This window comes from Frigoribacterium sp. PhB118 (assembly GCF_003751725.1).
Taxonomy (GTDB): domain Bacteria; phylum Actinomycetota; class Actinomycetes; order Actinomycetales; family Microbacteriaceae; genus Frigoribacterium.
In genome coordinates this window covers 117,207-138,526 of record NZ_RKID01000006.1, presented here as the reverse complement: position 1 = coordinate 138,526, position 21,320 = coordinate 117,207, and the positions used below count along the sequence as shown (strand labels likewise).

Here is a 21,320-nt window from a genome sequence, read left to right as displayed (position 1 = left end):
GGTAACGGCACGAACAAGACCGTCTACAGCTACAACGCCAACAAGCAGCTCTCCGGCATGACCCCCGTCACCGGCACGAGCCTCGGCGCGAAGGCGTACACGTATGACGCCTACGGGCGGAAGGCGTCGGAGACCGATGGTCGTGGGAACACGATGCGGTTCACCTACGACAAGCTCGACCGTCAGGTCCAGGCCGCCAGCGCCAATAGCGCGTCCCTGGTGGACACGAAGACCTTCGACAAGGCCGGCCGCGTCCTGACCAGCAAGAGCGCTACGGGCACGATCACCAACACCTACGACCAGCTCGGCCGCCAGCTCTCCACGGCCAACACTGCGGGTGGTGGCACGGTCAGCTACACCTATGACAAGGCCGGCAACCAGCTCAGCCAGGTCGACTCCTTCGGCACGTACACGAACACCTACGACGCTTCGAACGTGCTCACCAAGACCACGTACCCCAAGGGCGGTGCGACGCAGGCCATCGAGTACGAGACCGACGCCAACGGGCGCCGCATCAACACCTGGCTGCAGTCCAGCGGCAACCACACCACCTGGGCCGGGAAGCAGACCACCGGGTACGACACCTCCGGCCGGGTCTCGAGCCTGAAGGCCTGGACCGGGTCCGGTGACAGCAGCAACACCGCGGTCTACGACACCACCTACTGCTACAACACCACCAGCGCCGCCCCCACCTGCGGCACCACCCAAGCGAACGATCGCCAGAAGCTGCAGTGGTCGCGTGACAACCTCACCGGGCAGGTCACGACCTACAGCTATGACACCCAGGGCCGCGTGACGAACGTTGCGCAGTCCGGTGGGACGGGCGCGAACACGTACGCCTACACCTACGACGCAAGGGGCAACCGCCTCACCGCCGTCGTCACCGGTGCCAACCCGTCCTCGCAGACCCTGACTTACAACGCCGCGAACCAGATCACCACCGCCGGGTACACCTACGACGGGACCGGCAACCTCACCGCGTCCCCGACGACGACGTTCACCTACAACGCCGCCCAGCAGATGACCGGAGCCGTCGAGAACGGAATCACCAGCAGCTACACCTACGCCGGTGTCGACCAAAAGGCCGTCCTGTCGCAGTCGGTCTCCAGTGGCACCAGCTACACCGCCACCTACGGCAAGACCGACCAGAATGGCAACCCGACGATCGTCAAGTACACCGGCGGCACTTCCGGCTCGCACGTGTACTCCGACCCGATCACCGGGCAAGCCCTGATGCTCACGACCTCGTCGGACATCTCGGCCCTGTACGTGTGGGATGGTCTGGGGAACCCGGTGGGTCTGTTGACGGACTTCTCTACCAACTCCTTCTCCTACGCCTACGACCCCTACGGCACCCGTGCCCTTACCGCTGGCGGCAGCGGCAGCGGTGCAGGCCAGAACCCGTACTCGTTCAAGGCCGGCATCCAAGACCGCGGCACGGGGCTCGTGAAGTTCGGGCTCCGCTGGTACGAACCCACCACCGGCACCTGGACCCAGCAGGACACCCTGGACTCACCACTGAGCCCGAATGATGCAAACAGGTACGGCTTCTCAGGAGGCGATCCTGTAAATCAATACGATCCGACGGGACTTGCCAGTGCTGGGTGCGTGTACGGGACTTACGCCGCCACCGTCCTCATTGGGGCTGTGTTCTTGGGAGCAAGCATCGCAACCGCCGGGGCTGCTGCAGCGGTCGTCGGGGTAACCGGCTTTGTCCTGGGGTCTGGCGTGGGATTCTTGAGTACGCAATGTTGAGCGGAAGGCAAGCCATGGACCACAAGCCCACGCGGAAGAACGAACTATCGAAGTTCGGGGTAGCTACCTTGCTGTCTTTGGCTGCAGGATCTTTCTTCGCTTGGCAGCGCATTGCCCTTGATCGGCCATTTCTCTGGTCGATAGGATCTGCTGTCTTTCTCGGGTTGGCCGCTCTTTTCCTACTCCGAGGCCTCTTCGGATCTACGGGACGAGCCCACAAATGGTTACTGCCCGTCGTGGCGGGAGTCATTGTTGGTGTGGCTGTGATTGCCATTTTGGGGCTTAACGGAGGAACCATCTAGACGGGGACGCCATCTGCCAGGGGCCTGATCTTCGACTTAGAGGATTGGGCCCCTTCGCCGCAAGAAGCTGCCCGCACAAGTCGTCTTTTAGACGGTCGTTCATCGGGACACCTTCGCGCGTCTGTCTCGGCCGCCTGAGGTCAAGTGCCGCCTGGCCTGCGGATTCGCGTATGCCTGTCCCGTAAAAATGCCCGGTGACGGGGGTATAAACGCTACAGTTATCTGATGCTCATCGGATACGCCCGCGTCTCGACCTCGGGACAAGATCTCGCAGCACAACGTGACGGTCTTGCAGCGCTCCGTGTTGACGATCAACACGTGCATGTTGACCACGGGTAGTCGGGGACGACTCGAGCGCGGCCGGGTCTGCGTGAGGCACTTGCTGCGTGTCGGGAGGGCGACGTTCTAGTGGTCACGAAGCTCGACCGTCTCGCCAGGTCGCTGCGCGACGCCACCGACATCGCGGACGAGCTCACGAAGAAGGGTGTCTCGCTGAACCTCGGGGGAGCTGTCTACGACCCCACCGACCCTGTCGGCCGGCTCCTGTTCAACGTCCTCGGCATGGTCGCCGAGTTCGAGGCCGACCTCATCCGAGCCCGCACCCGTGAGGGCATGGCGATCGCCAAGGCCGCCGGCAAGCTCCGTGGCCGTAAGCCGAAGCTGACTTCCTCGCAGGAGAAGCACCTGGTGCAGCTCCATCGCACAGGCGCCCACACGACGAGCGAGATCGCGGAGCTATTCGGCGTCGCCCGCTCGACGGTCTACCGCGCGATTCAACGAGGGGAGCAGTCGTGAACGCGTTTGATGAGGGCTCGGCCTCCGAGCCGGTCCACTTCGAGCTGAGCGATGACGAGCGAACGTTGCTATGGCAAGGCCTCGGGCAATGGGGAGGCCCTGCTGATCTTACGGATGCGATGGCCGTCGCTATGGGGTTCACCAGCACGGCTGGTTTTTTCGAGGAGGAGGAGAGGTTGTCGGCTGCGCTGAAGGCGAAGGCTGCGCTGCCTCCGGAGGATTGGCGACGCATCCTATTGGCAACTGAGATCGTGTTCGCCTCGGCCATCGTCGGAGCCGGCTCCTTGTGGCAGACGGTCACGGGCTTGGATGACGAGTCTACTTTTCGCATCCTCCGGCGCCTGCAGCAACGGTTCCCGGCGTCTTTCTGGTGATGGCCTCTCGACCCTCGACACTCCTGCCTTGAGAGGGCCGATGAGGGATCGGCCAGCGGGCGCGACTGCTCGGGTCAAAGAATGGGTTTACTCGTGGCATGGGTAGTCACTCCGGGAATCCGACATCAGGCGAACAGCGTGTCCCGATCGAGCAGGCTCTGGCGGGCTTAGAGGTCCATCCACTGGAGGAAGGCGAGACGGCTATTGAGGCGTTCGTACTCGTGAAGACCTTGAATGCCGAGGGGGAAGCGACGTGGGCATACAGAACGACAAACAGGCTCAACCGCGAAGAACTCCTTGGGGCCCTGACGGTTCAGGTCGCAGTTCTTACAAAGGAGATGCGCGACGAGTGGGATGACGACTGAGTCCCTGACAAACGTGTTTTGCGTCAACCTGAGTTAGCGCCCGATAGACGATCGCCTGCCGGGCTATGCGCCGATGAGGTGAGCGAAAAGCAGGTGGAATGAAGACGGGCACGCGAGGTGGCAGAGCAAGATGAGTGCCATGGCACCCGCAGACCTTCTCCTTGCGATCGGGCTTGTGTGCGTCGTCGTCGCCGTTGGGATGAATGTAGTCACGGCCGCTCGTTTCAGTGGCGGCAAGGCGATGTCGAAAGAGCGTCGCCTCCGCTTCGCTGTGCTCACGGTTTCTATCGCTGTTGTGGGGGTGGTTTGCATGGTCGCTTGGTTCGCGCAGTCTTGATTGCTTTGCCAAGCGGGCACGGGGCCGTCGTGTGCCCGATAGACGATCGCTCGCCGGTCAAGGACGCGTCGTCAGGAGGCGACGGTCTCGTATTCGGCGTCCATCTCTGATGCAAGCCCTTCTAGGTCAACGGCCGACGGCTCACCAGTAGCCACCCCGGTGAGGTCCACCACCATCCAGTTGCCGCCATGCACCAATGGCACGGGACCTTGTTGGGTATCGCTCCACAGGTCAAGAGCCTTGTCCAGTGCGGCCTGGTCCCCATAGAGGTCGATCTGCACGTGAGGCAGGCACAGCACTTGGTCCGTGGGCAGGGCATCGCCGTTCATCGGGGTGACAGGATCTCCGGCAGGGTCGGTGTCGCAGCTAAGGTGCTCATCAACGGCGGAGACGAGTTGGTCCATCGACGTGAAGGTTGGCAGGTCGTCGGTTCCCGCCGCAGCGGTTCCGCTGCATCCTGAGAGCATTAAGCAGAGAACGCTTGCTCCTGCAAAAGCTTCGAGGACGCGTCGTCGGATCATCGTGTTCTACCCTTCGCGACAGTGCGGCTGGTGATGCTGCGAGCATACGCACACGACTTCAGCTCAACGCAATGTCTTCTGCTCGGTCCGTTCCGATAGGGGATCGTGTGTCGGCAAGCTTTGGCTGCAGCTCGGGGGAAACCGTTAGAAGCTCCGTGCGGTTTCGAGTGCGGTTCGGATGTTCCGAATGCGTCGTAGCTGCAGTCGGCCCTGCAAAGGCGAGAAAACGCCGAACACGGTGAAGAATGCGAGCTGGACCCACGAGCGCCATTCCAGCGGATCTTCGACGAGCAGGATGATCGTCACAACGGCCAAGGCAGGAAACATGATCAGGCCCGCCACAGTGATGGCTTTCCAGAATTGCCGGGATCGTTCGAGAGCGGGCAGCCACTCTTTCAGGTTCGCCGTGGCGGGTAGACGGCCTGTAAGAACGGCTCGATTGATGCGCTGGGTTACAGAGACTTCGTTGCGGCTGTGGGCGCGTTTGGTCCACGCTGCAAAGATCGCGAAGCCGATCCCAAATAGCAGCCCGAGGCCGAGCCCCACGAAGGTTGCGAGCAAGAGAGAGCCGCCGCCGAACAGGACACAGCCAAAGATGACGATGCCCATGCCGAGACCGGTGATGGCACCGAAAACGGCGGAGGGAACACGCGCAAGGGGTGCAGGAAATTCCTCGGGCGCGCTCACGCCGCAGATCCTTGGAAGCGGTCGATGAAGATGCCCATGCGTCGATAGAGGATGACCAGCTGGATCGCCACCACAACGAAGAGCACGCTGACGCCGAGTTCGAGGATTGTCAGGAACAGCACGTTCGCTCCGATCGCGGTGGAGACTGCGAACAGCAGCAGCGCCGCATAGATAGGTGCAACACCGAGAACTGCGCGCCGGCTTTGGTTCGCAGCCGCGACCAACACGAGTAGACGGTCGCGGTTTGGGGCGTCTTTTCCCGTGATCTGCCGGCGCACTGACTTCCTCTCGGCCCGGTCGAGGGGACTCGCGACAGCGCGCCATCGGGTCACGTAGTGACCGGAACGCTTGGCCCAAATGAAGCCGCCTATTCCGATCATGAGACCGAGCACGAGAAAAACGAGCTGTGCGATGAACCGGGCCGTACGGGGGCCCTCGTCGGCGGGGGCGTTTCCCCCGCCGGGAAGGAAGACCAAGGTGAGGACAACGCCGACAAGCCAGGAGGCCGTGATGAGCACTGCGACTTGGGCGATGACACGATTGCGACGTCTGGGGAGGCCCTCGTCGGTCTCGCCGCGGGCTAGGTCTTCGGCGGCTGCCCATCGGGCAGCGCTATCTAGGGAAGGGTTGGTCAAGGAGAACTCCGTCGTTCGGGTTGACAGATGCTCGGAGCCTAACGGGCTATTTACCACTGGGTCACCTGCGACTTTGGCGTCCCGTTAGGGGATCGTTCACTGACTCGGCGTGTCCGTGGGCTTGTCGTCTTCGTCCTCAGGCTCAAAGCCGCGGTCAAAGACTTTGTCGGCTCGGTGCCAGAACTGAATCCCGATCGTGAGGACCACCACGGGGAGGGCGCCAGCCAGGTGAAGCAGCCAAGGACGGTCAGGGGCGACCAGGTCGGCTACGAGGGGACCGGCGACGAGCAGGATTGCCGTGATGATCAGTCCGGAGGCCAGTCGCTTCCTCCTCTGCGCTGCAGGAGTTTGCATGGTTCAGTGTGCAACGAATCGATCTTCATCGCGTCCACGTGTTCCACTCCGCATGTGCCCGATAGACGATCGCCATCTGCGCCAGCGTTCGGGGCCGGTGGCTGAAAGTTTCGCCAGCTTGAGCAGGACGTGGCAAAGGAATTTGCGGAGACCATGACTGAACGCGGCCGTCGAGCTCTCGAGGTAGGGGGCGTTCGTTGCCTCAGTCCGTGGGCCTGCTTTCATGTCGTGCGCGGAGCAGGGCCGTGTGGAGGTCGTCCGCCAGGAGGTCTTGATGATTGTTGAGCAGTGTGATCGGGTTCTCCTGCTCGACGCTTAGGACGACCCATCGGCTACCACGGACGCGTTTTCGTTGATCGTTCGGCTCGATGCTGACTGTGCCCAGTCGGTCCAGAGACCATTCGGCAGGGCTAGCGCCTCGAATTCGGGCCAAGGCTCGGGGTAGGTATCGCAGGCGTGTCGACGAGAGGGCGAACACCCCTGCGTAGCCCCCGCCGCCGGTCGCCAGGATTCGCTGGGCAGAGGTGCCCCACAGGAGAGTTTCTCCAGGCTCAGTGATAACTCGCCGCCATGCGCCGACTGCCCGAAGGTCTCCAGCGATTTGCGCGGCACCCAGGACAGCGAACACCACAAACAGCGCGAGAAAAGCCCACGAGAGACCATCCCCGTTAGTGCGAAACACGAGCTGAGCACAAACGATGGTGCCCAGGATGGCGAAAAGGGGCAACTGTCCGAGGACCGATCTTCGCAGAGCGCGCTCAGATGCCGTGACCGGTGGATCTAGGGCTGTTGCCATACCCTTATTTTGCAGCCATCCGACTGGAAATGGCTGCCCGATAGACGATCGGCGACCGGTCAGCGATCGAACTCGCGGATCACGTCCGCGAAGTCGTAGACCTCGAGTTCGACCTCGTTGGCGAGACGGTGGCCGGCAACGAGCCACACCTGGTGGAGCTGTTCATCAGACCAGCCGTGTTCGGGACTGCAATGCTGCGCCCACGTCTGGTACCACGCGTGGAGGCGCTCCCCGAGATCTGCGGACAGGCCGTAGTCGCCGGGTTCCTTCGTGTAGCCGTCTGAGCCGTCTTCCCAAAGGGGGTACCTGTGACCCCAGTCGAGGAAGAAGCGGATGCGTCGGAGCTCCCCATTGCGACTTCGCCGAGCGTGCTCGATGGCTTGTTCCGGCCAGATGCCGGAGGGGACACGCACCTCGGTCTGCGTGAAGGGGTCGACGACGAACTCGCGATCAGACACAGCGCCACCTTACGGTCTTACCTCGACAGAGACGCGGTGTCCCGATAGCCGATCGTCTAGCGGTCCGGATCGAGCTTGCAAGTCCCGCGGGGTCACAGGTGACGCGAGAGGCCGAGAGGACCTGACTAGACAACCCGTCCAAGGCGTGCCCGAACGGATCGTTGGAGCATGGCCGGGTACAGCTGCAAGACGATCGTCGACACCATCAACCAGGCGGCACCGGGGGAGGTGCCGGCCACGAGCGCAGCCACCGCGAGGCCGAGCCCCGCAGCGGCACACAGCAGATGCGCGACCTCTGAACGACGAGTGTGTTGCTCGAGGGCCAGCATCCCTGCTCGTGTGACCTGGTAGTTGCGCTCCCGAGTGATGACTCGGTTCCAGCCGACAACGGTGAGCAAGCGACCGAACGCACCGACACCGGCCATCCGGAAGAAGCTCGCTTGCCGCTCCGAGACCCTCCACCATCTGCCTCGCAGAGGAGGGAAATGCTCCGTGATGGTGAAAGCCGCCCAGGCCATGAGGAGAAACTGGACCACGATCGCGAACACGGGCTGCTCGGGACCGATCGAATGCCACCCCGCGACGATGAACCCGGCCACGACGGAAGTCGAGACGAAAAATCTCAGCATCAGAGGTCCGTCCTCGTCTTCGTGCTGATGTCGACCGTCAGCGGCACGTCTCGCACGCACGAGTGAAGAGGAGCGATCCTCCGGTGGTCTCATCGTGTTCGCGGCGGGGCTCCCCGAGATAGTTCGGGTCGATACAGCGGCTCACCGACGCTTCCGCCGCGGAGGGGTCGCACTGCCGTGCACGCGCGTCGGCCCCCAGAAGTTAAAGAGCAACTCGATGACCGTGCCCAAGCCAGCTGCGACCTTGAAGAACAGGGCGGTGATCGTGTTCTTTCGTGACGTGCGCGGTAGGTGCATGAAGGTCCCTCTCGATAGCGAGAGCTTCAGGCTATGCCGAGCCGAGCCGAGCCGAGCCGAGCCGAGCCGAGCCGAACCGTTCCGCTATCGCGCATCGCAGCGGGTCGGGTGCCTCGATAGCCGATCCCTCACCGAGAGGGATTCCGGATCGACCTATCGAGGCGATCCGCGTCCTGCAACTACGGGGGAGTGGCCGGCGCTCTCGAGCGTCCCGCGACCGATCGACTTCCTCACAGTCAAGCGGAAGTTAGCGTCCGAACAGGCGCGAGAAGAAGCTTCCCTGGCTCTTTTCCTTCACGTGGCCAGGGCATCGGTCCGCCTGTCGTACGCCGGCCATCACCTGGTCGACGTGCTGGCCGCAGCCAGCCCAACTTGCCTTGCCGCACACCTTGCAGGTCACCTGTCGGCACATGGGGGGTCCTCTCGTTCAACGGTCGCCGTCGACTGACGGCACTAGACGAACGTATACCCCCAGGGGTATCGTGGCAAGCATGAGAACGATCATCATCGGAGGTGTTGCCGGCGGTATGTCCGCGGCGACTCGACTGCGTCGCCTGGACGAGAGGCGCGACATCGTGGTCTTCGAGCGGGGCGCGTACGTGTCCTTCGCCAACTGCGGCCTGCCATACCACGTGGGCGGCGTGATTCCGGATCGCTCGTCGCTGCTGTTGCAGACGCCCGAGTCCTTGTCCGCGCGCTTCGCGCTCGACGTCCGCGTCCGCCACGAGGTCACCGCGATCGATCCTGCCGCCAAGACGGTCGAGGTCGTGGACCTCGCGACCGGGCGGCACTCAGTTGAACCGTACGACGACCTCGTACTCGCTGCGGGCGCTGGGGCCACGGCCGGCGTGACGGCAGGCGTCATCCCGACGCACACCCTGCGCAGCGTCGAGGACGTCGACCACGTCAACGCCGTTCTCGGCGGGGCCCCCGGGCAGGCTGACGTCCTCGTGATCGGGGCAGGTTTCATCGGCCTCGAAGCCGTCGAGAATCTCCTTGCCCGCCATGCACGGGTCACCCTCGTGCAGCGTGGAGCGCACGTCCTCTCTCCTCTGGACCCCGAGATGGCTGCTCCGGTGCACGATGCACTGGTCGCCGCCGGCGTCGATGTCCGGACGGGCACGACGGTGGCGGGGACATCCGGCGGCCTGGTGGAACTCAGCGACGGCACGACCGTCGCCGCTGATCTCGTGATCGAGGCGAGCGGAGTCCGCCCCGAGAGCCGCCTCGCCCGGGAGGCTGGACTCGTCATCGGGCCCACCGGAGGCATCGCCGTCGACGCCCACCAGCGGACAAGCGACCCGTCGATCTGGGCGGTCGGAGACGGCGTCGAGAAGATCGACCACCTCGATGCTGAACCGACCCTCGTGACAATGGCAGGTCTCGCCAACAGGCACGGCCGGGCTGCGGCGGACGACGTCGCTGGCGTCTCCTCGACCGCAGCCCGGCCGGCCCTCGGGACGTCGATCCTCGGCGTGCTCGGACTGACCGTGGCGTTGGTTGGGTGGAGCGAGAAGCGCCTCCGTGCGGCAGGTCGTGACGTCCGGGTCGTGCACACCCACCCGTCCTCCCATGCCGGCTACTACCCAGGGGCACAGCAGATGGCGATCAAACTACTGGTCGACCCGGTGACCGACCAGATCCTCGGCTCCCAGATCGTGGGGCGTGACGGCGTCGACAAACGGATCGACGTGATCGCCGTCGCGATGACCGCCGGCCTCACCGGCAGTGCCCTCTCCGAACTCGAACTCGCCTACGCACCCCAATACGGCTCCGCGAAGGACGCCATCAACATGCTCGGCTACGTCGCCGAGAACACCGCGACGGGCGCGACGCGCACAGCGCAGTGGCACGAACTCGACGCGCTGACGGCATCCGGGGCGACCCTGATCGACGTCCGTTCAGCGGCTGAGCACGAGGCCGGTTCCATCCCCGGCGCGATCTCGCTTCCCCTGGACGATCTCCGGGCTCGGCACACCGAACTGCCGCATGGGCCGCTCGTGGTCCACTGCCAGGTGGGGCAGCGTGGCCACACGGCCGCGAGACTCCTCACCCAGCTCGGCCACGACGCCCGTAACCTCGACGGCGGCTGGCTCACCTGGCGTGCCGGCACCGCACCCCACCGCTCTGCCTCGGCAACCGCCTGACCCCACGACACTCGCAGAATCGCAGATTCGAAGCACTCCACGAAAGAGATCCCATGAACCAGATCACCGTCGACCAGCTCGCCACCCTCGATGCCCCCGTCGTCATCGATGTCCGCGAGGCGGACGAATACGCCAGCGGCCACGTCCCTGGCGCCCGCAACCTGCACCTGTCCCAACTCGAGGACCGCCTGGGCGACGTGCCCACGGGCACCCCGGTGCACATCATCTGCCAGTCCGGAGGCCGAAGCGCCCGCGCGACCGCCACACTCACCGCTCACGGCTTCGACGCCGTCAACGTAGAAGGCGGCACGTCCGCATGGATCGCCGCCGGCAACCCGGTGGACCGCGCATGACCGACACTGCTCCTACCGACGGCGCCCTGCACGATCCCGCTGCGATCCGCAAGGTCGCCAACCGCCTTAAGCGTGCCCAAGGGCAGCTTGCCGCCGTCATCACGGCGATCGAGAACGGGGGCGACTGCCGCGACGTCGTCACCCAACTCGCCGCCGTGAGCAGCGCCCTCGACCGCGCTGGCTTCGCTATCGTCTCGACGGCGATGCGCGAATGTCTCGTCGCCGACGACGACGCGAAGCCCGTCGACGGCATCGCGGCGGGGCGAAAGCTCACGGTCGACGAGATTGAGAAGCTCTTCCTCACCCTCGCCTGAGCGCACCAGGGAAGTGTCTGTCAGGCAATCGGCTGTCGCGACAGTGTTTGGGCGCTGGTGTTGGTGGTCAGTTTCCTGGTGTGGTGAGTTCCCCGGTTGTGTACTGGGCGCGGCCGAAGCCGAACGACCAGTCGGCGGGGCCGTTCTCGACGAAGCCGATCACGAGGTCCTCGCCGGCGACGCCCACGGCCGCGAGGTTCTCGGCCAGGGTGCGGAAGAACTGTTGTTTCTCGTCGGTGCTGCGCCCGGCCTGGGTGAAGATCTGGATGATGACGACCTGCTCGGAGCGGTCGATGCCGAGTCCGACGTCGAGGGCGGTGAGACGGCCGGGGGCGTGCTCGGTGACGATCTGGAAGCGGTCGCGCTCGGGCAGGTCGTAGACGTCGACGAGGGTCCGCATGAGGGTGTCGCCGATCGCGGCGATCTGCTCGTCCGAGCGGCCTTTGACGAGGTCGATCCTGATGAGGGGCATGCGTGTCTCCTGTCGGTGGGGTGGGGCGGGAGCTGCGGCTCCGGCATCAGCTGTACTCGGGGTGCCTGGGTCATGGCCCCGAGCTGGATGCGGGCTCGCCTGCGCGGTTGACCGTGACGATGTGGACGGGCCAGCCCTGTTCGGCGAGCAATCTGGTCGCGGGGCCGCCGGCGAGGATCGCGGTGGCGAGGACGTCGGCGGTCATGAGGTCGTCGGCGACGATGGTCACCTGCCGGTAGGTGCTCTTTGGATCGGTCCGCCAGACGTGCTCGCCGCGCTGGCTCGTGCCCGAGGTCGCCACGGCTCGTTGCGGGCCGTGGAGCGACACCACGCGCAGCACGTGCTGCGGGTCGTCGGGGTCTGCCAGCGCGACGGTCCAGGGGTGCGCGGGTGTGCCTCCTCGGGTCAGGACGTCGCCCCCGGCGTTGATGCACCAGCGCTCGTGGCCGGCGGCGTCGAGGACGTTGCCGGCGGCCTCGGTCGCGGCTGCCTTGATCGTGCCCGCGAGGTCGACCGTGCCGTCGGGACGGTGGGGCGTGAACGCCCCTGCGGTGTCGGCACGCCAACGGAGGGCTTCGGCGTAGCGCTCCCTGTGGGCCTCCGACGAACGGAGCAGCGACAGCTGGCCGTCGGCGATCTGCGACGCGGGGGAGTCTGGTCGCCAGCGGCTGAACTCACGGTCGAGGTCGTCGAAGACCGCCTCGACCGCGTCGAGGGTCGCCGCGTCGACGGCATCGTCGTCGACGCGGACCGACACGACGGTGCCCATGGTGGCGAAGACGTGGGCCACGGGATTACCGGGCCTGGTCGAGGGCGGACTGCAGCGACTGGAGGTACCCGTCCGATGTGTAGGTCGCACCCGAGACGGTGTCGATCGACGCGGACTGGGCCGCGACCGCCTCCTGGGCCAGGACAGGCGCGGCGCGGGCGCTGATCTGGACGCTGCGCCCGTCCGCGTCGGTGAGGTGCAGGGCGGTGACGTCGCCGAAGGTCCCGCCGCTGATGGTCACCTGCACCTGGACGGTGCCGTAGCGGGTGGAGACGGCCGTGCCGGTGTACGTGCCGTCTGTGAGGCCGTTCGTGGCGGCGGGGTTGCTGCCCGAGGCGCTTGACTGCGACGGGCTCGATGACGGGGCCGCACCGGAGGTGCCCGAGTCGCCCGAGTCGCCTGCGGTGCCGGTGCCGCCCGACGACGGAGCCGCTCCGGCCAGTGGTTGCACGAGCGAGGTGGTGGCGGACAGCTGGGTCACGGTCGACTCGACGCCGACGGCGAGGATGCCGGCGGAGACGAGCAGGCCGCCGATCACGATGCGTGCTCTCACCAGTCGAACCTCTCCCGGTGCAGCTGGCCGGCCGGCAGCCCGGCTGCGACAGCGTCCTGCTCGACGAGGTCGCTCCAGCGTCCGGGGCCGCAGACGTACAGGTCGGAGTGGGCGAGGTCGGGGAACACGCTCGCGGCCGTGACGCCTCGGGAGGTGTCGCCCTCGGCCAGCCAGGACGCGGACCCTCGGCCCCGGGGGCCGACGCTGATAACGACCTGGTGGCCGCGGGCGTGCGCCCAGGCGGCGATCTCGTGCCAGAGGAACGTCTCGCGCTCGGACCGGGCGCGCAGGAGGATCGTCACGGCGCCGGCCGGTGCGTCGAGGCGCTCGAGGAACGCCCGCACGGGGGTGACGCCGATGCCGGAGGCGGCGACCGCGACCCTCGTGGAGGTGCGGGCGGCTTCGGTGAAGATCCCGTACGGGCCGGCAAAGGAGACACGGGTGCCGGCGCGGAGGGATGTCAGGGAGGCGCTGCCCCTGCCCAGGGCGCGGATCGTGAGGCGCATGCCCGTCGCGGTCGGCGCGGCGGAGAGCGAGATCGGGTGGGCGTGCCACCAGAGTCCGGGCGCCCAGAACCGCCACACGAAGAACTGGCCGCCGACCACGCCAAGGCGGTCGAGGTCACGGCCATGCAGGTGGACGGAGACGACGTCGTCGGCGATGCGCTCGACGTGCGTGACGACCACGCCGTGGCGCAGGGACCTGACGGCGGGGAGCGCGAAACGGAACACGGCGACCGAGCCGAGCGCGGCCACGTAGAGGGCGATCCAGTACGCGCGCTCCCAGGTGCCCTGCGCGAGCATCTGTCCCTGTGAGAGCTGGTGGGGGATAGCGACGGCGACGGCGGCGTACGAGAGCAGGTGGATGGCGTGCCACCCCTCGTAGGAGAGCACTTTGCGGACCGCGACGATCGAGGTCCACACCACGGCGACGAGGCCTCCCAGGCCGAGGAACGCCAGCAGCACGTCGGGGGTGTTCCAGAGGCCGACCGTTTCGGCCACGACGCTGTCGCCTGCCTCGACCGCGTAGCCGCCGATGAGCAGGCCCGCGTGCGTCAGCAGCAGGTAGAGGGCCGGCTTACCGAGCTTGCCGTGCTGGGCCATCGCGGCGTCGTGACCGACCAGCCGGTCGATGACCGGCAGGCGTGCTGCGAGCACGAGCATGACCAGGATCAGGTCGGTGCCCACCAGGCCGGCGACGATGCCGGCGGCGATCATGACCTGCCCGGGGCCGGAGAGGTCGACGCTGCCCGACGTCAGCCAGAGGGTGACCGCCATCGCCGCAGAAGCCCACACCGCGATCGCCAGCAGGTCGACTGCTGCCCGGCGACGGCGGGCCCTGGCGGCAAGGGAACGGCCGGCCGTGAGGTCGTGTTGAGAGGTCGACCGGGTGGGTGGGGAGGGCGGAGCCGGTGGGGTGTGGTGCAACGTCGCGGTCATGGTGTGTCCGTTCGGGAGCGGCCTGCCGGGCCTGCGGGTCTCACCGGAGAGGTGGACAATACCGATCAGAACGCCTGAACCTATGGTCTACCTATGACAAAACTTGGGACGGACCATGGGTTTTTGATGCTCCCGGTGAGTTCCCGAGATGGGGGTTTTCTGAGTCGTTGTGTGCTGTCGGGGAGGCCGGCTCAGGCGATTCCGGCGGTGCCGAGGAGGGTGCCGACGAGGTAGGTCGCCGCCAGGGCGAGCGCGCCGCCGATGACGACGCGGAGGGTCGCGCGTCCGACGGCGCCTTGGCCCAGGCGTGCCCCGAGTGCGCCGGTCGCGGCGAGGGCGAGGAGCACGACCAGGACGGTGACCGGCACGCGCAGCCCGGCAGGCGTCAGCAGGATGGCCAGGAGCGGGAGGATCGCCCCGGCGAGGAACGCGATGGCGGACGAGAGGGCGGCGTGCCAGGGGTTGGCGACGTCGGCCTCGTCGATGTGCAGCTCGGCTGACAAGTGTGCTGCGAGGGCGTCGCGCTCGGTGAGCTCGGCGGCGACGCGGGCGGCGGTGTCGTCGCTGAGTCCCTGGGCGCGCCAGAGTGCGGTCAGTTCCTCGAGTTCTGCCTCGGGGTCGGCGGCCAGCTCGGCGCGCTCTTTCTCGATGAGTGCTCGTTGGCTGTCGGTCTGGCTGCTGACCGAAACGTACTCACCGAGGGCCATCGATATTGCCCCGCCGACCAGGGCGGCGATGCCGGCGGTGGCGATGGCCGGGGTTGATGTTGTCGCCCCGGCGACGCCGACGACGACTGCGGCGACGGAGACGATTCCGTCGTTCGCGCCGAGGACGCCGGCACGGAGCCAGTTGAGGCGACCGGCCAGGCTCCCGGCGTGGGGCTCGTCGGGATGGGTGGGGAGAGGTGACGCGTCAGTCATGACGCCATCACAGCACCCGAGGGGTTCGGCTGCCACGCAGAGGAGCCTGCCCTCACCAGATCGGGTGTCATCCCTCGCTCGAGTCCGACCAGACGGCCTCCGCACCCGAGTGACCAATTTGGACCGTCGTGATGATCCCGCCGATGCTTGTACCGACGGCCAGGACTGTCAGCAGGGTGCCGACGATCAGTCGTGCGCTGCCGCGGACAATGGGACGGGGCCGTTTTGTGTCGGGCGTCAGCACCCAGTGCTGCCACGCCCACTGCGCCACGGCGGCGACGAACACCGCGATCGCCCAAGGCAGCAGGGTGTCGCCCAGCTCCGTGTGGGTCTCGAGCAGTGCGCTGCCGCCGACCCGCTCCTCCAGCGATTCACCCGACGACGTCGCGAGTGGAACGGCGATCAGCGAGACCAGGGCGATCAGTGGGGTGATGATGCCGAGTCGTCGACGAAGCGCGGGCCAGAATGCCCCGACCAGGATCAGCAGCGACGCTGTCGGGAACGCGACGGTGACGAGGTGGACGATGAGCGGGTGCAGAGGGAGGCCGTTGAGCTGCCAGTCCATGGATGTGCTTCTCTTTCTCGCAGTTCACAGCGATCAAGTCGCGATCAATGCCCGGGGTGAGGCTGAGGGAAACCCCGGAGTGACTTTCGCGCGTCAACTCCCAGAATTCCCCCAGAACCGCGCTGGGCAGCGACGGCCCGGGTGCTGACGAGCCCGCGAGTACGTCTGGGCGGTTTCTGGGACGGCCGGGCGGAGCCTCGGCGCATGACCGTCCTGCACCGTCCGCACTCGTCGGCGCTCTCTCGTGGCCGCACCGCGCCTCCTCTGTTCCGCGCCGTCCGAGCGTCCGTCCACGACCGGGCGTGGGCGGCGTGGGGCGCGACCGGCATCGTCGGCGTCGTCGTCGCGGGGCTGCTGATCACCTCGGGCGCGGGCGGCGTGAGCGAGGTCGACCTCGACCTCGTGGAGCACGCGAGCCGCGCGCACGAACCGGTGCTCGACGGGGTGGCGCTGCTCGTCGACCGGCTGCTCGGGCCGCAGCTCGGCGCGGCCCTCGTGCTGCTGCTGGTCGTGGCGGTGTGGGTCGTGAGTCGTCGCGCGGCTGCGGCCATTACCGTCCTCGGCGTCGCGGTCGGGCCGTGGGCCGCGGCCGAGCTGGTCAAGCTCGTCGTGCAGCGCGATCGGCCCGACCCGGGGCTGCTCGTCGATCCCCTGATCATCGAGCCGCACTCGTTCTCGTTCCCCAGCGGGCACACAGCCCTCGCGACAGGGCTCGCACTCGCGCTGGTTCTGATCGCCTGGGGGCGTCGCCGCGCTGGAGTCGTCATCGCCATGTGCGCGGCGGCGGTGGCGGTCGTCGGGCTGTCGCGCGTCTGGGTGGGCGTGCACTACCCGAGCGACACGCTCGCCTCTGTCGTGCTCGGCTGCTCGGTGGTGGCGCTGGCCCTGCCGCCGTGGCTGCGCCTCCTCGACCGGGTCCAGCGGCGCTCGAGGACTGGCCACCCCATCGGACCGTCTGCGCCGAACTCCATCCCGACCATCGACCAAGGACGGACCCGGGCGTGAGCATCCTCGACCCCCAGACCCTCCTCGCCGGCATGGGCCCGTGGGCTCTCGGCGGCCTGTCGCTGATGATCTTCGTCGAGTCGGGCCTGCTGTTCCCCTTCTTGCCGGGCGACTCGCTGCTCGTCACCGCAGGGCTGCTGCACCAGAGTCTCGGCCTGAGCGTCGTGGTGATCGCGCTCTGCGCGTTCCTCGCGGCGGCGGCCGGCGACCAAGTGGGGTTCTTCCTCGGCCACCGGTTCGGGCGCCGCTGGTTCCGCCCCGACGCCCGCGTGCTCAAGACGGCGCACCTCGAGCAGGCCGAGGCGTTCTTCGAGCGGCACGGCGGCAAGGCCCTCGTCCTCGGCCGGTTCGTGCCCGTCGTCCGCACCTTCGTGCCCCTGGCCGCCGGCACCAGCGGCTACCCGTACCGGAAGTTCATCGTCTGGAACGTCACCGGCGCGTTCCTGTGGGCCGTCGGCATGACGGTGCTCGGATCGCTGCTCGGTGGCCTACCGTTCGTGGCAGACCACATCGACCTGCTCGCCGTCGGGCTCGTCGTCGTGTCGGTGCTGCCGATCGTGGTCACCGCCCTGCGGCGCTCCCGCGCCGGCGGGGCGCAGAAGGACGACGCAGCGACGACGACGAGAGGCGAGGAGGCGGTGGGTGACCGGTCCTGACGCGCGCCCGCGCCTCCTGCTGGTCGAGGACGACCCCGGGCTCGGGCCCATCGTGGCCGACGTGCTCGGCGAGGCCTGGCAGGTCGACCTCGAGACCGACGGCCGACGCGGGCTCGACGCCGCCCGGGTAGGAGGGTACGCGGTGTTAGTCGTCGACCGGCGCCTCCCGGGGCTCGAGGGCACCGAGCTCGTCGCGACCCTCCGTCGCGAGCACGTGACGACCCCCGTGCTGATGCTGACCGCGCTCGGCACGACCGCCGACCGGGTCGCGGGGCTCGACGGCGGGGCGGACGACTACCTCGTCAAGCCATTCGAGTTCGACGAGCTGTTCGCCCGGCTGCGCGCCCTGACGCGGTCGTTCGCCGCCGAGGAGCGCTGGCTCGACCTGGGGGAGGCGCGCCTGTATCCCGAGAGCCGCATCGTCGTCACTCCCTGGTCCAGCCGCGTGGTGCTGAGCGAGCGGGAGAGCGCCCTGCTCGCCGAGCTCGCCCGACGCCCCGACCACACCTTCGACAGGGCCGACCTGCTCGCGCGGGTGTTCCCGCACGGGGAGCAGCTCGGCACCGTCGACACCTACGTCAGCTACCTGCGCCGCAAGGTCGACCGCGACGTCGTCCTCACCGTGCGCGGGCGCGGGTACCGGATCGGAGCGCTGTGACCAGACGACGAGGGCGGGCCCGTGGCCAGGCCGATCCCGAGGCCGCGGCCCTGCAGGCCGCCGCCCGGTCGATCGGCCGACAGATCGTGCTCGTCTCGGGCCTCGTCGTGGTCGGCGCCCTCGCACTCACCATCGCGTGGGTGCTGCACCAGACCGTCCCGCAGGAGCGCCTCGAGCAGGTCGCCGCCGCCGGACAGGGCGAGGTCTTCGTCTCGGCCACGGACGTCGTAGCCGGCCTCATTGTGCTCGGAGTCGCCGGCGTCGTCTTCGCCGGCCTCGTGACCGTAGTCATTGCCCGCCGTGCCGTCCGGCCACTCGGCGACGCGCTCCGCGTGCAACGACAGTTCGTCGCCGACGCCAGCCACGAGCTCCGGACACCTCTTGCTGTCCTGGACGCCCGCCTCCAGGCGCTGCAGCGCAAGATCACCGGCGGCGCAGCGACAGCCGACGACAAGGTCACCGCTGATCTCGCGAGACTCCGTGACGACTCGCGGGCCCTGATCGACATCGTCGGCGACCTGCTCGAAGCAGCGGGAGGAGACTCTTCCGCTGCTTCGACCATGTCCGACCCCGTGCATCTCAACGACGTCGTCGAGGACGTCCTTCGGTCGATGTCAGTCCTCGCTGACGAGCGCGATGTAGCCCTGCGGTATGACGCTGCTGGCTTCGCACTTGTTGATGCGCCGACTGCGAGCCTCCGCCGGGCGGTACTTGCTCTGGTCGACAACGCCATCGGCCACGCCCCCTCGGGATCAACCGTGACCGTGTCGACCCGCCTCGAGCGTGACTCGGCCATCATCACGGTGACTGACGAGGGACGAGGCATAACGGGTATCAAACCAACCCGGGTCTTCGACCGGTTCGCCCGCTCAGACCCGGCACCCGAAAACACCGGGACGAACGCACACGCCAGCCGTCCCAGCTTCGGCATCGGCCTCGCACTCGTCAGAGAGGTTGCTCTTCGTCACGGCGGCAGTGTCCGGGTAGCCGCAACGTCCCCCACCGGGACGACGCTTGAGCTGGTCCTACCGGCCTCAAATCAGGGGACCTGACACCAGTGAACCAGGCGCCCGATAAGAGAGCCTTCACCGAGATACGTTTCGGACTGACCTATCGAGACGGCAAGATCAGTGCACTTCCGTGGAGTAGTTGAGGTGCGGACGCGTTCGGTGACCGATCGTCTATCGGACACCTGGAGTGGGCATGACGAGGTGCATCCCGGTTCGTCCGGGGGCGACGTTGACGAAGCCGCGGTGCTCGTAGAGGTGCCTGCCCGGTGGGTCCGCCGTCAGAGTCACGTAGGCCCCCGAGGGCGCGTGCTCTGCGATGTGAGCGAGGAGGGAGTCCAGGACTGCGCCTCCGATCCCTCGGCCTTGGTGCGCGGGGAGGGTGGCCATGTCGGCGATGAGGAAGTACCAGTCGCCGTCGCCGACGACACGACCCATCCCGACGACGTTCTCTCCGGCGTCGACGACGTGGCGGAAGGTCCAAGACCCGGTCAGGGCGCCGGCACCCTGAGCTTCGCTCTTAGGTGACAGGCCGCTCTCGAGTCGTAGCCGCAGGTAGTCGGCCAGGGGCGGCGGTCCGTCGAGGAGGCGGTAGTCACGGTGCAGGGGCATGCGTCGAGTCTTCCTGACGACGAGTGCGGGACGGGCAGCCCCGATGGGTCTGCCCGTCCTGCGAGTTCCTATCGGCGTGCGGCGGGTGATCGTGTCGCGGTGACGATGGCGTCGACGACGACGAACCCGATCAAGGAGATCCCGAGCAGGGGCAGGAACCATCCGATGCCGGCAGCGACGACGATCACCGCGGCGGTGCCCCACCAGGGTGCCCGGGCGAGGGCCCCAGCGGTGGCGGGCTTGCCAACTAGGGCTCCCGGGCGGGTGGGGCGGCGCTTCCACCACATCAGGTATCCGAAGACGACCGTCGTCGCGATCCCGAGGGCGGTGATGACGAGGACGATCTGGTTGGCGAGCCCGAACTGCTGGCCCATGTGGGTGTCGATGCCCCACCGGGTGAGTTTCGCGGCGAGGGTGAAGTCCTTGAAGTCGGTGCGGTCGACCACTTCGAGGGTGTCGCCGTTGATGGCGACGGAGTCGACCTCGGTGGGGTAGCTGCGTTGGATCTCCTGCACGACCCAGGCGGTGTCTGCCGTGGTCGGCGGGGTGATCTGCACCAGCCCGGTGTTCACGTTGACGCTACGTGCGACTCCGAGGACCTCGTCGAACGTCGTCGGCTCGATCACCGGGGCTGAGGCATCATCGGTTGCGGGTGCGGAGCTGTCGTGGCCGGCGTGGCCTGCGTGGTCGCCGGTGGAGGTGGGGCCGGCGGTCTCGGTGAGGGCGGTGTCGACGGCGGGGGTGCCCCAGTCGAGCGCTGCACGCAGCTTGTCGACGTTGGCGCCTCCGTAGGTCGACCAGGTGATCCCTGTTGCCGAGAGGAAAAGGGCTCCGACGAGGAGCCAGATCCCGGTGGAGGCGTGCCAGGAGAAGATGCGCCGGTACCCGGTCACGGTGTTGTTCGGGCGAACCATGTCACGCCGGGCCCGGCGGGCTTTCCGGTACCGGATGACCCAGAGGGCGGCACCGGCGAGGACGACGACACCGAGCCAGGACGCTGCGAGTTCGGAGTAGAGACGTCCGGTCTCGCCGAGGTGGAGGTTGCGGTGCAGGTGGTCGACCCAGGTGCGGATGGGGAGGGCGCCGGAGGTGCCGTAGGTGGTGAGGTCGCCGCGGATCTCGGCGGTGCCGGGGTCGACGAACACCGACCGGGTCTCGCTCTCGCCGAGGCCGGTGCCGGTGAACATGACCCGGGTCGTGTCACCAGGCTCCGGGGCAGGCCGGACAGCGACGAGGGTGTCGTCGTCCGCGTACGCCTCAGCCGCCTCGACTTGCTCCGCGAGGGGGAGGGCGGTCGAGGTGACGGGGGCGTGCAGCTCGCGGTCGTAGACGACTTGCTCGATCTGCGGGGTGACGGCGTACGCGGCGCCGCTGAGGGCGGCGATGAGGATGAACGGGCCGACGAGGATGCCGGCGTAGAAGTGCAGCCGCAGCAGCAGCTGCCCCAGCCACCCCTTCGAGGTGCTCGGGCGCGGGGGAGGGGTGTCAGAGGCCGGGGTGGGACGCTGCAGGGTCTCGGTCATGGTGTCTTTCGTGGCTCGTGAA

At 67.3% G+C, this 21,320-nt stretch carries 24 protein-coding genes and 3 pseudogenes; 13 read left to right on the top strand and 14 right to left on the bottom strand.

Features of this window, described 5'->3' with window-relative positions; translation table 11 throughout:
* From EDF21_RS15645 to EDF21_RS15630, 4 genes and pseudogenes are all read left to right on the top strand, one after another.
* A partial coding sequence (locus EDF21_RS15645; RefSeq protein ID WP_304984901.1) for an RHS repeat-associated core domain-containing protein occupies positions 1 to 1,755 on the top strand: 1,755 nt, incomplete at its 5' end.
* A gap of 527 nt (positions 1,756 to 2,282) precedes the next feature.
* Positions 2,283 to 2,852 (top strand): annotated as a pseudogene (locus EDF21_RS15640) (recombinase family protein).
* Complete coding sequence (locus EDF21_RS15635; RefSeq protein ID WP_123571998.1) at positions 2,849 to 3,226, top strand: hypothetical protein; 378 nt, start codon at positions 2,849 to 2,851, stop codon at positions 3,224 to 3,226. Before EDF21_RS15640 ends, EDF21_RS15635 begins: the two are co-directional and overlap by 4 nt.
* Before the next feature lie 98 nt (positions 3,227 to 3,324).
* A complete protein-coding gene (locus tag EDF21_RS15630) occupies positions 3,325 to 3,591 on the top strand; it encodes a hypothetical protein (protein ID WP_123571997.1) in 267 nt (88 codons plus the stop codon).
* A 408-nt stretch (positions 3,592 to 3,999) separates the two neighbouring features.
* On the opposite strand, the gene EDF21_RS15620 is transcribed toward EDF21_RS15630, so the two are convergent.
* The 6 genes from EDF21_RS15620 to EDF21_RS15595 all read right to left on the bottom strand — a co-directional run bounded on the left by EDF21_RS15620 (position 4,000) and on the right by EDF21_RS15595 (position 7,978).
* Positions 4,000 to 4,449 carry a hypothetical protein gene (locus EDF21_RS15620; protein ID WP_148053728.1) on the bottom strand — a complete coding sequence of 150 codons (450 nt, stop codon included), beginning with the start codon at positions 4,447 to 4,449 and terminating at the stop codon, positions 4,000 to 4,002.
* Between the two features lie 144 nt (positions 4,450 to 4,593).
* Positions 4,594 to 5,136: a hypothetical protein gene (locus EDF21_RS15615; protein WP_123571994.1), complete on the bottom strand. Its 543-nt coding sequence runs from the start codon at positions 5,134 to 5,136 to the stop codon at positions 4,594 to 4,596.
* Positions 5,133 to 5,771, bottom strand: coding sequence for a hypothetical protein (locus EDF21_RS15610; RefSeq protein WP_148053727.1), 639 nt, complete (start codon positions 5,769 to 5,771; stop codon positions 5,133 to 5,135). Before EDF21_RS15610 ends, EDF21_RS15615 begins: the two co-directional genes overlap by 4 nt.
* Before the next feature lie 96 nt (positions 5,772 to 5,867).
* On the bottom strand, positions 5,868 to 6,125 hold the full coding sequence (locus EDF21_RS15605) for a hypothetical protein (protein ID WP_123571992.1): 258 nt from the start codon (positions 6,123 to 6,125) through the stop codon (positions 5,868 to 5,870).
* A gap of 855 nt (positions 6,126 to 6,980) precedes the next feature.
* Complete coding sequence (locus EDF21_RS15600; protein ID WP_123571991.1) at positions 6,981 to 7,379, bottom strand: hypothetical protein; 399 nt, start codon at positions 7,377 to 7,379, stop codon at positions 6,981 to 6,983.
* Between the two features lie 125 nt (positions 7,380 to 7,504).
* Positions 7,505 to 7,978 (bottom strand): hypothetical protein, encoded by a 474-nt coding sequence (locus tag EDF21_RS15595; protein ID WP_148053726.1) that lies wholly within the window; start codon positions 7,976 to 7,978, stop codon positions 7,505 to 7,507.
* A 737-nt stretch (positions 7,979 to 8,715) separates the two neighbouring features.
* Between EDF21_RS15595 and EDF21_RS17280 the strand changes: the two are divergent.
* The 5 genes and pseudogenes from EDF21_RS17280 to EDF21_RS15580 form a co-directional block, all read left to right on the top strand.
* Positions 8,716 to 9,639 (top strand): annotated as a pseudogene (locus EDF21_RS17280) (FAD/NAD(P)-binding oxidoreductase); the annotation flags it as partial.
* 39 nt (positions 9,640 to 9,678) lie between these two features.
* Positions 9,679 to 10,137 (top strand): annotated as a pseudogene (locus EDF21_RS17275) (CoA-disulfide reductase); the annotation flags it as partial.
* A 33-nt stretch (positions 10,138 to 10,170) separates the two neighbouring features.
* Complete coding sequence (locus tag EDF21_RS17270; RefSeq protein WP_370274469.1) at positions 10,171 to 10,452, top strand: rhodanese-like domain-containing protein; 282 nt, start codon at positions 10,171 to 10,173, stop codon at positions 10,450 to 10,452.
* Between the two features lie 53 nt (positions 10,453 to 10,505).
* Complete coding sequence (locus tag EDF21_RS15585; RefSeq protein WP_123571988.1) at positions 10,506 to 10,805, top strand: rhodanese-like domain-containing protein; 300 nt, start codon at positions 10,506 to 10,508, stop codon at positions 10,803 to 10,805.
* On the top strand, positions 10,802 to 11,119 hold the full coding sequence (locus EDF21_RS15580) for a metal-sensitive transcriptional regulator (RefSeq protein ID WP_123571987.1): 318 nt from the start codon (positions 10,802 to 10,804) through the stop codon (positions 11,117 to 11,119). The genes EDF21_RS15585 and EDF21_RS15580 overlap by 4 nt, the downstream gene beginning before the upstream one ends.
* A 67-nt stretch (positions 11,120 to 11,186) precedes the next feature.
* Here EDF21_RS15580 and EDF21_RS15575 read toward each other — a convergent pair whose 3' ends face one another.
* The 6 genes from EDF21_RS15575 to EDF21_RS15550 all read right to left on the bottom strand — a co-directional run bounded on the left by EDF21_RS15575 (position 11,187) and on the right by EDF21_RS15550 (position 15,837).
* On the bottom strand, positions 11,187 to 11,591 hold the full coding sequence (locus tag EDF21_RS15575) for a tautomerase family protein (protein WP_123571986.1): 405 nt from the start codon (positions 11,589 to 11,591) through the stop codon (positions 11,187 to 11,189).
* A 70-nt stretch (positions 11,592 to 11,661) separates the two neighbouring features.
* Positions 11,662 to 12,381, bottom strand: coding sequence for an FAD:protein FMN transferase (locus EDF21_RS15570; protein ID WP_123571985.1), 720 nt, complete (start codon positions 12,379 to 12,381; stop codon positions 11,662 to 11,664).
* Positions 12,382 to 12,385: 4 nt separating this feature from the next.
* On the bottom strand, positions 12,386 to 12,913 hold the full coding sequence (locus tag EDF21_RS15565) for an FMN-binding protein (protein WP_123571984.1): 528 nt from the start codon (positions 12,911 to 12,913) through the stop codon (positions 12,386 to 12,388).
* Positions 12,910 to 14,190: a ferric reductase-like transmembrane domain-containing protein gene (locus tag EDF21_RS15560; RefSeq protein ID WP_233568546.1), complete on the bottom strand. Its 1,281-nt coding sequence runs from the start codon at positions 14,188 to 14,190 to the stop codon at positions 12,910 to 12,912. Before EDF21_RS15560 ends, EDF21_RS15565 begins: the two co-directional genes overlap by 4 nt.
* A gap of 353 nt (positions 14,191 to 14,543) precedes the next feature.
* The gene (locus EDF21_RS15555; RefSeq protein WP_123571982.1) at positions 14,544 to 15,272 is read right to left on the bottom strand and encodes a VIT family protein; all 729 of its coding nucleotides are present in this window, start codon (positions 15,270 to 15,272) and stop codon (positions 14,544 to 14,546) included.
* 67 nt (positions 15,273 to 15,339) lie between these two features.
* Positions 15,340 to 15,837 carry a DUF2231 domain-containing protein gene (locus EDF21_RS15550; protein ID WP_123571981.1) on the bottom strand — a complete coding sequence of 166 codons (498 nt, stop codon included), beginning with the start codon at positions 15,835 to 15,837 and terminating at the stop codon, positions 15,340 to 15,342.
* A 204-nt stretch (positions 15,838 to 16,041) separates the two neighbouring features.
* On the opposite strand from EDF21_RS15550, the gene EDF21_RS15545 reads away from it, so the two are divergent.
* The 4 genes from EDF21_RS15545 (at position 16,042) to EDF21_RS15530 (ending at position 19,208) form a co-directional block, all read left to right on the top strand.
* Complete coding sequence (locus EDF21_RS15545; RefSeq protein WP_123571980.1) at positions 16,042 to 16,842, top strand: phosphatase PAP2 family protein; 801 nt, start codon at positions 16,042 to 16,044, stop codon at positions 16,840 to 16,842.
* On the top strand, positions 16,839 to 17,498 hold the full coding sequence (locus EDF21_RS15540; protein WP_233568545.1) for a DedA family protein: 660 nt from the start codon (positions 16,839 to 16,841) through the stop codon (positions 17,496 to 17,498). The genes EDF21_RS15545 and EDF21_RS15540 overlap by 4 nt, the downstream gene beginning before the upstream one ends.
* Positions 17,485 to 18,156, top strand: coding sequence for a response regulator transcription factor (locus EDF21_RS15535; protein ID WP_123571979.1), 672 nt, complete (start codon positions 17,485 to 17,487; stop codon positions 18,154 to 18,156). The genes EDF21_RS15540 and EDF21_RS15535 overlap by 14 nt, the downstream gene beginning before the upstream one ends.
* Positions 18,157 to 18,296: 140 nt before the next feature.
* A complete protein-coding gene (locus EDF21_RS15530) occupies positions 18,297 to 19,208 on the top strand; it encodes a HAMP domain-containing sensor histidine kinase (RefSeq protein ID WP_158612941.1) in 912 nt (303 codons plus the stop codon).
* Between the two features lie 129 nt (positions 19,209 to 19,337).
* Here EDF21_RS15530 and EDF21_RS15525 read toward each other — a convergent pair whose 3' ends face one another.
* Both EDF21_RS15525 and EDF21_RS15520 read right to left on the bottom strand, forming a co-directional pair.
* The gene (locus tag EDF21_RS15525) at positions 19,338 to 19,775 is read right to left on the bottom strand and encodes a GNAT family N-acetyltransferase (protein WP_123571977.1); all 438 of its coding nucleotides are present in this window, start codon (positions 19,773 to 19,775) and stop codon (positions 19,338 to 19,340) included.
* Between the two features lie 68 nt (positions 19,776 to 19,843).
* Positions 19,844 to 21,298: a PepSY domain-containing protein gene (locus EDF21_RS15520; RefSeq protein ID WP_123571976.1), complete on the bottom strand. Its 1,455-nt coding sequence runs from the start codon at positions 21,296 to 21,298 to the stop codon at positions 19,844 to 19,846.
* Positions 21,299 to 21,320: the final 22 nt, after the last annotated feature.